Source organism: Streptomyces tritici (assembly GCF_048500665.1).
Lineage (GTDB): Bacteria > Actinomycetota > Actinomycetes > Streptomycetales > Streptomycetaceae > Streptomyces > Streptomyces tritici.
In genome coordinates, this window is record NZ_CP183183.1 from 1,404,621 (window position 1) to 1,416,249 (window position 11,629).

The following is an 11,629-nucleotide window of genomic DNA, read 5'->3' on the forward strand; positions in this document are numbered from 1 at the left end:
GTAACGACCCCCTCGTGAAAGCGTGCACAAGCCCCGCCCTACGATAGGGCCCGTGCAGAACCCCCTCGCCTCCATCGCCCGGCGCTGGACCCCGTCCCCCCGGACGCTCCGGCGCGCCGCGCTCTCCGTCGTCGTGATGAGCGTCGTCATCATCGTCACGGGCGGCACGGTCCGGCTGACCGGTTCCGGTCTCGGCTGCGACACGTGGCCGAAGTGCACGGACGACAGCCTCTTCGCCACGCCCGAGCAGGGCATCCACGGCGCGATCGAGTTCGGCAACCGGATGCTGACGTACGTGCTGTCGGCGGCGGTCGGCTGGACGATCATCGCCGCCCGGTCGACGAAGCCGTGGCGGCGCGGCCTGACCCGCCTCGGCTGGCTCCAGTTCTGGGTCGTGGTGCTCAACGCCGTCCTCGGCGGCATCACCGTCCGGCTGGAACTCAACCCGTGGACGGTGGCCGGCCACTTCCTGGCCGCGAACCTGCTGCTCACCGTGGCCGTGATCACCTGGCAGCGCACCCGCGAGGGCGACGCCCCGCCGCGGCCGCGCGCCCCCGGGCCGGTCCGCAAGCTGTCCTGGGCCATCGTCGGCGTGTCGGTGCTGCTCCTGGTGCTCGGCACCGGCGTGACCGGTTCCGGCAAGCACGCCGGCGACAGCAGCGCCGTCCCGCGGATGCCGTGGGACTGGACCTTCGCCGCGCATGTGCACGCGATCGCCGCCTGGGTGGTCTGCGTGCTCGCCGTCGCCATGTGGCTGGTGCTGCGCGTCGTGGACGCCCCCGACGACACCCGGGCCCGCGCCCGGGACCTGCTGCTGGTGGTTCTCTCCCAGGGCGTGATCGGCTACGTGCAGTACTTCACGGGCGTGCCGGAGATCCTGGTCGGCCTGCACATGCTGGGCTCCTCGCTGATGTGGATCGCCGTACTGCGCTTGGCGCTGAGCCTGCGCGAGCGGCCGGAGACCGGCCCGGAGATCCCCGCGCAGGCGAACCAGGCCCTCGCCGCGGCGTAGGGCTCACCCCAGCCCGTACACCCGCCGGGCCGTGCCCGAGGCGATCATCGTGGCGACGCGCTGGGCGTCCGCCAGGGACCAGGCGCCCTCGCCGACCCAGTCGCCGAGCACCCGGCCCAGCGCGTTGCGGAACGTGGCGGCGGCCACCACGTGCAGTTCGGGCAGCCCGTGGGCACCGCTGGAGTACAGCAGCTTGCCGAACGGGGCCAGCTCCAGGGTCTCCGCGAGCACGGCCGCCGCGCGGGCCCCGGTCTGCGCGAGGACCGGGCCCAGATCGGCGTACACGTGCGGGAAGACGCTCGTCAGATGCGCGGCCTGGCGGTGGTACGGGTACCCGTGCAGCAGCACCAGGTCCGTGCCCAGGCCCGCGGTCGCTGCGGCGAAGTCGCCGAGCACCATCGGGTCCTCGACACCCACCCGCAGCTGCAGCGGCCGCCCCGAGGCGACGGCGATCCAGAGCAGGTGCCGCAGCAGCACGGGGTCGGTGAGCGGTTCCCCGACCCGGCGGCCGGCCAGCCAGCGCCCGGCCGCGCCCCGCACCTCGCCGGGTCCGGGCGGTTCGGGCACGAGCCCCGGGCGCACCCCGGCGACGGAGCTGAAGGCGACGGCGGTCGCGGCGGCGCCGTGCACGGCCTCGGCCAGGTTGGCGAGCAGCCCGTCGACGGTGCCGGAGGTGTCGGCGACCTGTTCGGCGAGAAGTTCCAGGCGGACGATCTCGTGGGCCCGGGCGGCCCCCGCGGCGGCGATCTCGTCGGGCCCGGTGAGGTCCCCGGGCATGCCGGTGTCCACCAGATAGGTGGAGGTGCCGGAGGCGCGCAGCAGCCGCCGGCCCGATTCCAGGACGCCGAGTTCACGGCGGCGCGCGAGGTAGCGGGCGGGCGGGCAGTGCGGCTCCAGACCGAGCAGCGGCGGGCACCAGCGGCGTACCGCGAAGCCGGTCTGGGTGTCGAAGAAGGTGGTGCCGGGCGCGGGCGGCCCGGTGGTCCTGCCGAGGTGGGCCTCGAACGCGCCGAGGCCGAGCTCCGTGCGGAGCACCCCGTGGCAGTACTGGTCCACCAGAGTCGGGGTCTCGATCATGTCGGGGGCTCCCTGCGTGGACGTGCTTCCACCCGTCCTAACGGGTGAGCCCCGCGCGAGGTGTTGCCCCTGCTCGAAAGCGAGCTGCTTGTTCCGGGCTACTTGTTCGCCGGACCGCCGAGCTGGATGCCGGCCATGCGGGTCCACTCGTACGGGCCGGTGACCACCTTGGCGGCGAAGTCGCCGTCGAACTCGTCGTGGAGGGTGAGCCCGGCCTGCTCGGCGGCGCTCTGGGCGACGGCGTACGAGGGGGCCACCAGGTCGCCCCAGCCGCCGTCCTCGCCGACGAGCACGATCCGGGTGCCCATCTGGCCGATGTAGGCCAGCTGCCCCTCGGCGCCGCCGTGCTCCTTGGAGAACGCCCTGATCTGCTTGGCGAGCCGGGTCGCCCGGCGCTCCGCCTGCTTGGTGTCTGCCATGACAGGGATGCTACCCAGCGGTAGATCCACGTGCGACGGCCGGGCCGTGTGGCGTCCGCCTCAGGCCCGGCCGTCGCCGGAAGTCGGTTCCGGTCCTACCGCAGGAAGGGGTCCACCGCGACCGCCACGAAGAGCAGCGAGACGTAGGTGATGGACCAGTGGAAGAGCCGCATCTCCTTGAGCTTGGCCCCGGTGACCTCGGCCTTCGCCCGCTCCAGGAGGGCGTGCGCCTCCCAGAGCCACCAGCCGCCGGCGAGCAGCGCCACGGCCGTGTAGAACCAGCCGGTGTAGCCCAGCGGGGTGAGCAGCAGCGAGACCGCGACCATGACCCAGCTGTAGGCGACGATCTGCCTGGCGACGACCTTGTTGGAGGCCAGCACCGGCAGCATCGGCACGCCGACCCGCGCGTAGTCGTCCTTCACCTTCATGGACAGCGGCCAGTAGTGCGGCGGCGTCCAGAAGAAGATGACGAGGAAGAGGATGACGGCGGCCCACGACATCGAGTTCGTGACGGCCGACCAGCCGATCAGCACCGGCATGCAGCCGGCGATACCGCCCCAGACGATGTTCTGCGAGGTGCGGCGCTTGAGGATCATCGTGTAGATCACGACGTAGAACAGCAGTGCGCCGAGTGAGAGCCAGGCGGACAGCCAGTTCACCAGCAGGCCGAACCACACGGTCGAGATCACGGCGAGCGAGATGCCGAAGACCAGCGTCTCGCGCGGGGTGACCATGCCCGTGACCAGCGGCCGCTGGGACGTCCGCTCCATCATGGCGTCGATGTCGCGGTCGATGTACATGTTCAGCGCGTTGGCGCCGCCCGCGGAGAGGTAGCCGCCGACGCAGGTCGCGACGACCAGCCAGAGGTCGGGCACCCCCTGCTCGGCGAGGAACATCACCGGGACCGTGGTGATGAGCAGCAGTTCGATGATTCGCGGCTTCGTCAGCGCCACGAATGCCTTGACGCGAGCCCCGAACGGCCGATGGCCTCCCGGGCTGGGAGTCAAGACGACCCCGGCGGGTCGGTTCTCGACGGCCGTCACGCACACCCCTGACAGAGAAATTCCCAGCAAGCTCCCCGAATGAAGACGGGGTGAAGACTTGCGCGTACCACGCCACTGTAGACGTTGCCCATACGCCGTTCTCCGCCGGGGTGGGGTCGTGTTGGGCGGGCTCGTCCCAAGGGGTGGACCACCTCGGGAGGCGAACTGACAGAGTCACCGGCACTCTTGCTGTATCCGCTCATTTGAGGGCCCAGGTGGCAAAAATGAGGGCGTTATTTCGGGGGTAGGCTCGGCAGCGCCGGTACACCCTCCGTCACCGGCTACTGACCATGTGGAGAGGAGCCCTGACCCAGGGTGAGCACTAAGCCGACCACCACAGACCTCGAGTGGACCGAATTGGACCAGCGGGCCGTGGACACCGCCCGCATCCTGGCCGCGGACGCCGTACAGAAGGTCGGCAACGGCCATCCCGGTACGGCCATGAGCCTGGCTCCGGCCGCGTACACCCTCTTCCAGAAGGTGATGCGCCACGACCCGGCCGACCCCGAGTGGGTGGGGCGCGACCGTTTCGTGCTCTCCGCCGGCCACTCGTCCCTGACCCTCTACACGCAGCTGTACCTCGGCGGCTTCGGTCTCGAGCTCGACGACCTGAAGGCGTTCCGCACCTGGGGCTCCAAGACCCCGGGCCACCCCGAGTACGGCCACACCGCCGGCGTGGAGACGACCACGGGCCCGCTCGGCCAGGGCGTCGCCAACGCGGTGGGCATGGCGATGGCCGCTCGCTACGAGCGCGGCCTGTTCGACCCGGAGGCGGCCCCGGGCACCTCCCCGTTCGACCACCGCGTCTACGTGATCGCCGGTGACGGCTGCCTCCAGGAGGGCATCGCCGCCGAGGCCTCGTCGCTGGCCGGTCACCAGAAGCTCGGCAACCTGATCATGCTGTGGGACGACAACCACATCTCGATCGAGGGCGACACCGAGACGGCCGTCTCCGAGGACACGGTCAAGCGGTACGAGGCCTACGGCTGGCACGTCCAGCGCGTCGAGCCGCAGGCGAACGGCGACCTGGACCCGGCCGCGCTGTACGCGGCGATCCGCGCCGCCGAGGCGGAGACCGAGCGCCCGTCGTTCATCGCGATGCGTTCGATCATCGCCTGGCCCGCGCCGAACGCCCAGAACACCGAGGCGGCGCACGGCTCGGCGCTGGGCGACGAGGAGGTCGCGGCCACCAAGCGCGTCCTCGGCTTCGACCCGGAGCAGACCTTCGAGGTCTCCGACGAGGTCATCGCGCACACCCGTGCCCTGGGCGACCGCGGCCGCGAGGCCCGCGCCGAGTGGGAGAAGTCGCTCGCCGAGTGGCGCACCGCCAACCCGGAGCGCGCCGCCGCGTTCGACCGGATCCAGGCGAACGAGCTGCCCGCGGGCTGGGAGGACCAGCTTCCGGTCTTCGAGGCCGGCAAGGCCGTCGCGACCCGCGCCGCCTCCGGCAAGGTGCTGCAGGCGCTCGGCGCGGTGATCCCGGAGCTGTGGGGCGGCTCGGCCGACCTCGCCGGCTCGAACAACACCACGATCGACAAGTCGTCCTCCTTCCTGCCGCAGGGCAACCCGCTGCCGGAGGCCGACCCGTACGGCCGCACGATCCACTTCGGCATCCGCGAGCACGCCATGGCCGCGGCCATGAACGGCATCGCGCTGCACGGCCACACCCGGATCTACGGCGGCACCTTCCTGGTGTTCTCCGACTACATGCGCAACGCGGTCCGCCTGTCCGCGCTGATGCACCTGCCGGTGACGTACGTGTGGACGCACGACTCGATCGGTCTCGGCGAGGACGGCCCGACCCACCAGCCGGTGGAGCACCTGGCCTCGCTGCGCGCCATCCCGGGTCTGAACGTGGTCCGTCCGGCGGACGCCAACGAGACCGCGATCGCCTGGCGCGAGATCCTCAAGCGCCACACGAAGGTCTTCGGCAAGGGCGCCCCGCACGGTCTGGCCCTCACCCGCCAGGGCGTGCCGACCTACGCGCCGAACGAGGACGCGGCCAAGGGCGGCTACGTGCTCTTCGACGCGGAAGGCGGCGAGCCGCAGGTGGTCCTCATCGGCACCGGCTCCGAGGTGCACCTCGCCGTCGAGGCGCGGGAGCAGCTGCAGGCGGCGGGCATCCCGACCCGGGTCGTCTCGATGCCGTCCGTGGAGTGGTTCGAGGAGCAGGACCAGGCGTACAAGGACTCCGTCCTGCCGCCGTCCGTGAAGGCGCGGGTCGCGGTCGAGGCCGGGATCGGCCTGACCTGGCACAAGTACGTCGGCGACGCCGGCCGGATCGTCTCGCTGGAGCACTTCGGCGCCTCCGCGGACGCGAAGGTGCTGTTCCGTGAGTTCGGCTTCACCGCCGACGCGGTGGCCGCCGCCGCCCGGGAATCCCTGGCCGCCGCCGGGCGCTGACGCCGACAGACACGATTTTTGGAGAACCTCTCATGACAGACGCACTCAAGCGCCTCTCCGACGAAGGCGTCGCGATCTGGCTCGACGACCTGTCGCGCAAGCGGATCACGTCCGGCAACCTGGCCGAGCTGATCGACCAGAGCCATGTGGTGGGTGTGACCACCAACCCGTCCATCTTCCAGAAGGCGATCTCGGAGGGCCACGGTTACGACCAGCAGCTCGCCGACCTCGCCGCGCGCAAGGTGACCGTGGACGAGGCCATCCGCATGATCACGACGGCGGACGTCCGCGACGCCGCCGACATCCTGCGGCCGGTGTTCGACGCGACGCAGGGCCAGGACGGCCGGGTGTCGATCGAGGTCGACCCGCGCCTCGCGCACGACACGAAGGCCACCATCGCCGAGGCCAAGCAGCTGGCCTGGCTGGTGGACCGCCCGAACACCCTCATCAAGATCCCGGCCACCCAGGCGGGTCTGCCGGCGATCACCGAGGTGATCGGCCTCGGCATCAGCGTGAACGTGACGCTGATCTTCTCGCTGGAGCGCTACCGCGCGGTCATGGACGCCTACCTGGCCGGTCTGGAGAAGGCCCGCGAGCGCGGGCTCGACCTCTCCAAGATCCACTCCGTGGCGTCCTTCTTCGTGTCCCGCGTGGACACCGAGATCGACAAGCGGCTCGACGCCCTCGGCACCGACGAGGCCAAGGCGCTGCGCGGCAAGGCCGCCCTCGCCAACGCCCGTCTGGCGTACGAGGCGTACGAGGAGGTCTTCTCGTCGGAGCGCTGGGCCGCCCTCGACAAGGCGCAGGCCAACAAGCAGCGTCCGCTGTGGGCCTCGACCGGCGTCAAGGACCCGGCGTACAAGGACACCCTGTACGTCGTCGACCTGGTCGCCCCGGGCACGGTGAACACCATGCCGGAGGCCACCCTGGACGCCACCGCCGACCACGGCGAGGTCACCGGCGACACGATCCGCGGCACGTACGAGCAGTCCCGTGCCGAGCTCGACGCCGTCGAGAAGCTGGGCATCTCGTACGACGACGTGGTCCAGGTCCTGGAGGACGAGGGCGTCGAGAAGTTCGAGGCGTCCTGGAACGAACTGCTCAAGTCCACCGAGGCAGAGCTGAACCGCCTCGCACCTTCGGAGGCGTAACACCTTGAGCGCAGTCCACGGAGCCAACCCGCTCCGTGACGCCGCAGACCGACGGCTCCCGCGCATCGCGGGGCCGTCGGGCCTGGTGATCTTCGGCGTCACGGGCGATTTGTCCCGTAAGAAGCTGATGCCCGCCGTCTACGACCTGGCCAACCGCGGTCTGCTGCCGCCGGGCTTCTCGCTCATCGGCTTCGCCCGTCGCGAGTGGCAGGACGAGGACTTCGCCCAGGAGGTGTACGAGGCGGTCAAGCAGCACGCCCGCACCCCCTTCCGGGAAGAGGTGTGGCAGCAGCTGATCCAGGGGATGCGTTTCGTCCAGGGCGACTTCGACGACGACGCCGCCTTCGACCAGCTGAAGTCGACCATCGAGGAGCTCGACAAGGCGCAGGGCACGGGCGGCAACTACGCCTTCTACCTCTCGGTGCCGCCGAAGTTCTTCGAGCTCGTCGTGCAGCAGCTGAAGAAGCACGGCCTGGTCGACCAGAAGAACGGCTCCTGGCGCCGCGCGGTCATCGAGAAGCCCTTCGGCCACGACCTGGCCTCCGCCAAGGAGCTCAACGAGGTCGTCCACGAGGTCTTCCCGCCCGAGGCGGTCTTCCGCATCGACCACTACCTCGGCAAGGAGACCGTCCAGAACATCCTGGCGCTCCGCTTCGCCAACACCCTCTTCGAGCCGCTCTGGAACCGGTCGTACGTCGACCACGTCCAGATCACGATGGCCGAGGACATCGGCATCGGCGGCCGGGCCGGGTACTACGACGGCATCGGCGCCGCCCGTGACGTCATCCAGAACCACCTCCTGCAGCTGCTCGCGCTGACCGCCATGGAGGAGCCCGCCTCCTTCGACGCGGACGCGCTGGCGGCGGAGAAGACCAAGGTGCTCGGCGCGGTGAAGCTGCCCGAGGACCTCGGCCGGCACACGGTGCGCGCCCAGTACACCGCCGGCTGGCAGGGCGGCGCGAAGGCCGTCGGCTATCTGCAGGAGGACGGCATCGACCCCAAGTCGAAGACCGACACCTACGCGGCCATCAAGCTGGAGATCGACAACCGCCGCTGGGCGGGCGTCCCCTTCTATCTGCGGACCGGCAAGCGCCTGGGCCGCCGCGTCACCGAGATCGCGGTGGTCTTCCAGCGCGCCCCGCACTCCCCCTTCGACCACACGGCGACCGAGGAGCTGGGGCACAACGCCCTGGTCATCCGCGTGCAGCCGGACGAGGGCGTGACCGTGCGGTTCGGCGCGAAGGTGCCCGGCACGCAGATGGAGGTCCGGGACGTCTCGATGGACTTCGCCTACGGCGAGTCGTTCACCGAGTCCAGCCCGGAGGCCTACGAGCGCCTCATCCTCGACGTGCTGCTCGGCGACTCCAACCTGTTCCCGCGGGTGGAGGAGGTCGAGCTGTCCTGGAAGATCCTCGACCCGATCGAGCAGTACTGGGACAGGCACGGCAAGCCCGCGCAGTACCAGGCCGGGACCTGGGGGCCGGTCGAGGCGGACGAAATGCTCGCACGAGACGGACGGAGCTGGCGCCGGCCATGAAGACCGACCTGACTGACACCACGTCGAGCCAGATCAACAAGGCGCTGGTGCTCGGACGGCGGGCACTCGGCACGCCGGCCATCGGCATGGTGCTGACCCTCGTCATCGTCACCGACGAGGAGAACGCGTACGACGCGCTGAAGGCCGCCAACGAGGCGTCCCGCGAGCACCCCTCGCGGACCCTGGTGGTCATCAAGCGCGCGGCCCGCTCGGCGCGCGACCGGGCCAAGGCCCGGCTGGACGCCGAGGTGCGCCTCGGCGCGGACGCCTCCACCGGCGAAACGGTTGTGCTGCGGCTGTACGGCGAGGTCATCGACCACGCCCAGTCGGTGGTGCTGCCGCTGCTGCTGCCGGACGCGCCGGTCGTCGTCTGGTGGCCGGTGAACGCGCCGGCCGACCCGGCGAACGATCCGCTGGGCGCGCTGGCGCAGCGCCGGGTGACCGACGCGTACGCCTGCGAGCAGCCGATCGAGGAGCTGGCCGCGCGCACCGAGACGTACACCCCGGGCGACACGGACCTGGCCTGGACCCGGATCACTCCGTGGCGCTCGATGCTGGCGGCGGCGCTCGACCAGGTCGTCTGCGAGGTGACGCGGGCCGAGGTCGAGGGCGAGGAGTTCAACCCGAGCGTCGAGCTGCTGGCCATGTGGCTGGCGGACCGGCTGAAGGTGCCGGTGAAGCGGCTGGTCTCGTCCGGTCCCGGGCTCACCTCGGTGCGCCTGGAGTCGGACTGCGGTCCGATCGTGCTCCACCGGCCGGACGCCTCGCTGGCCACGCTCTCCATCCAGGGGCAGCCGGACCGCGCGGTGGCGCTCAAGCGCCGCGAGACGTCCGAGCTGATCGCGGAGGAGCTGCGGCGGCTCGACCCGGACGACACGTACGCGTCGGCCCTGCGGTACGGCGTGGCGCGGCTGGGCGAGGAGAAGGCCCCGAGCCCCGCCGCCGTCCCGGCCGGCGCCACCGCCGAGGCCGCGTCCGCCCCGGCGGCGAAGAAGGCCCCGGCGAAGAAGGCGGCGGGCAAGTGAGCGCACCGCAGCTGGTCGTGCACCGCGACAAGGAGCTGATGGCGCAGGCCGCGGCGGCCCGGCTGATCACCGCGGTGGCCGACGCCCAGGCCGCCCGCGGCACCGCCTCGGTGGTGCTCACCGGCGGACGCAACGGCAACGGCCTGCTGGCGGCGCTCGGTTCGGCCCCGGCGCGGGACGCGATCGACTGGTCGCGGCTCGACCTGTGGTGGGGCGACGAGCGGTTCCTGCCGGAGGGACATCCGGACCGCAACGTCACGCAGGCCCGTGCGGCGCTGCTCGACCTGGTGCCGCTGGACCCCGCGCGGGTGCACGCGATGCCGGCGGCGGACGGCGCGTACGGCTCGGACGCCGACGCGGCGGCCGCCGCGTACGCCGAGGAGCTGGCCGCGGCGGCGGGCGCCGAGGGCGGGGTGCCGTCGTTCGACGTGCTGATGCTGGGCGTGGGCCCGGACACCCACGTCGCCTCGCTGTTCCCGGAGTCGGCGGGCGTGCGGGAGACCGGCCTGACGGTGGTGGGCGTGCACAACGCGCCGAAGCCGCCGCCGACCCGGATCTCGCTCACCCTGCCGGCGATCCGCGCGGCACGTGAGGTCTGGCTGCTCGCAGCCGGCGAGGACAAGGCGAAGGCCGCGGCCCTGGCACTGTCCCCCGACGCCGACGAGACCCAGGTCCCCGCAGCGGGCGCCCACGGCCGCACCCGCACCCTGTGGCTGATGGACGAGCCCGCCGCCTCGGCCCTCCCCCACGAGCTGCACCCGCCGGCCTGACGCACCGACACCGCGGAGGCCCGGACCACCCCCATGGGCGGTCCGGGCCTCCGGCTTCGAAGGGCCGTCAGCCGCGCCGCATGCGCCTCAGGATCAGCCGCCGGCCGGGCAGCTCGACCCAGTGGTACAGCGCCGCGGAGAGCGCGAGCGAGACGGCGAAGACGGCGACCGTGAGCGCCGTCGCCATGGGCACGCCGAAGTGCGGCTTGTCGCCGAGCAACGGCACGGTCAGCAGCAGCACCAGCAGGTGCACCATGTAGAACGAGAACGACCACTCGCCCAGGCGGACCAGCCAAGCGCCGCGCCACATGGAGGGACGGCCCTCGATGTCGGCGACCGCGGCCGCCGCAATGAGCAGCGTGAAGCCGACGACGGTGGTCGCACCGTACGAGCCCGGGATGTGCGGGTACATGAAGTAGCCGATCAACGTCAGGGCAAGGGCTCCTTCGAGCCCGGGGCCCCGCCAGCGGCCGAGCTGCACGAGCCGGGCCACGGCGACGCCCAGGATGAATTCCGGGACCCGTCCGACGGGGTGGGTGTTCAGGACGAACCCGGACTCCAGGTACGGCTGGAGCTTGGGGAGGCAGACGACGGTGGCCACGGCGAGGACGACCACAGCGGTCAGGGCGCGCGGTCCGAACCGGCGCAGGACCGCGTAGACCGCCGGGAAGCAGAGGTAGAAGAACGCCTCGCTGACGAGCGACCAGCTGACCGGGTTCACGACCTGCCACCAGCCGTGGTCCCACGCGCTGACCAGGAGCAGGTTGGCGACCACTTCCTGCCAGCCGTCCGGACGGAGCTTCGGCAGCACCGTGAAGCCGAGGGCCAGCGCCGCCAGCGCGGTGACCAGGTGCACCGGGTAGACACGGGCCAGGCGGCGGCGCAGGAAGGCGAGCACCCGGTCGCCGGGCCGCGCCGACCAGGCCAGCACGAAGCCCGACAGGATGAAGAAGAAGCTGACGCCCACGAGCCCGGGGCCGAACGCCCAGTCGACCAGGGCCTTCTTCTCGCCTCCGTAGTAGCCGAAGTTGCGCACGTGGTACAGGAAGACCATGAACGCGGCGGCCCACCGCATTCCGGTCAGCGACGGCAGCTGTCCTCCGGAGCGCGCCGCCCGCCGCTGCCTCTCGTCCTGGGGCCGGACTTCCGGCACGAGGGGCTTCTCTTGTAGCTGCGCGCGCAAGGACTGGCT

At 71.5% G+C, this 11,629-nt stretch carries 10 protein-coding genes; 6 read left to right on the plus strand and 4 right to left on the minus strand.

Annotation, left to right across the window (positions count from 1 at the left end):
• Window positions 1-52 precede the first annotated feature (52 nt).
• Entirely contained in the window at window positions 53-1,012 is a 960-nt protein-coding gene (locus tag ACNJ93_RS06560) for a COX15/CtaA family protein (protein WP_418956379.1), read from the plus strand.
• Window positions 1,013-1,015: 3 nt separating this feature from the next.
• Here the strand turns inward: ACNJ93_RS06560 and ACNJ93_RS06565 are convergent, their stop codons facing one another.
• The 3 genes from ACNJ93_RS06565 to ACNJ93_RS06575 form a co-directional block, all read right to left on the minus strand.
• Complete coding sequence (locus tag ACNJ93_RS06565) at window positions 1,016-2,089, minus strand: amidohydrolase (protein ID WP_418956380.1); 1,074 nt, start codon at window positions 2,087-2,089, stop codon at window positions 1,016-1,018.
• 98 nt (window positions 2,090-2,187) lie between these two features.
• Window positions 2,188-2,508, minus strand: coding sequence for a hypothetical protein (locus ACNJ93_RS06570; RefSeq protein ID WP_418956381.1), 321 nt, complete (start codon window positions 2,506-2,508; stop codon window positions 2,188-2,190).
• 95 nt (window positions 2,509-2,603) lie between these two features.
• Window positions 2,604-3,551 carry a heme o synthase gene (locus ACNJ93_RS06575; protein WP_418956382.1) on the minus strand — a complete coding sequence of 316 codons (948 nt, stop codon included), beginning with the start codon at window positions 3,549-3,551 and terminating at the stop codon, window positions 2,604-2,606.
• Window positions 3,552-3,866: 315 nt separating this feature from the next.
• Here ACNJ93_RS06575 and tkt point away from each other — a divergent pair, with 315 nt between their 5' ends.
• Genes tkt through pgl form a run of 5 tightly spaced genes read left to right on the plus strand, consistent with a single transcriptional unit; the run spans window position 3,867 to window position 10,437 of the window.
• On the plus strand, window positions 3,867-5,954 hold the full coding sequence (gene tkt, locus ACNJ93_RS06580; RefSeq protein ID WP_418956383.1) for a transketolase: 2,088 nt from the start codon (window positions 3,867-3,869) through the stop codon (window positions 5,952-5,954).
• A 32-nt stretch (window positions 5,955-5,986) separates the two neighbouring features.
• A complete protein-coding gene (gene tal / locus ACNJ93_RS06585) occupies window positions 5,987-7,105 on the plus strand; it encodes a transaldolase (RefSeq protein ID WP_418956384.1) in 1,119 nt (372 codons plus the stop codon).
• 4 nt (window positions 7,106-7,109) lie between these two features.
• On the plus strand, window positions 7,110-8,642 hold the full coding sequence (zwf, locus tag ACNJ93_RS06590) for a glucose-6-phosphate dehydrogenase (protein WP_418956385.1): 1,533 nt from the start codon (window positions 7,110-7,112) through the stop codon (window positions 8,640-8,642).
• Window positions 8,639-9,667 carry a glucose-6-phosphate dehydrogenase assembly protein OpcA gene (gene opcA, locus ACNJ93_RS06595; RefSeq protein ID WP_418956386.1) on the plus strand — a complete coding sequence of 343 codons (1,029 nt, stop codon included), beginning with the start codon at window positions 8,639-8,641 and terminating at the stop codon, window positions 9,665-9,667. The genes zwf and opcA overlap by 4 nt, the downstream gene beginning before the upstream one ends.
• A complete protein-coding gene (gene pgl / locus ACNJ93_RS06600; RefSeq protein ID WP_418956387.1) occupies window positions 9,664-10,437 on the plus strand; it encodes a 6-phosphogluconolactonase in 774 nt (257 codons plus the stop codon). Before opcA ends, pgl begins: the two co-directional genes overlap by 4 nt.
• 67 nt (window positions 10,438-10,504) lie before the next feature.
• Here the strand turns inward: pgl and ACNJ93_RS06605 are convergent, their stop codons facing one another.
• On the minus strand, window positions 10,505-11,590 hold the full coding sequence (locus ACNJ93_RS06605; protein WP_418956388.1) for an acyltransferase family protein: 1,086 nt from the start codon (window positions 11,588-11,590) through the stop codon (window positions 10,505-10,507).
• Window positions 11,591-11,629: the final 39 nt, after the last annotated feature.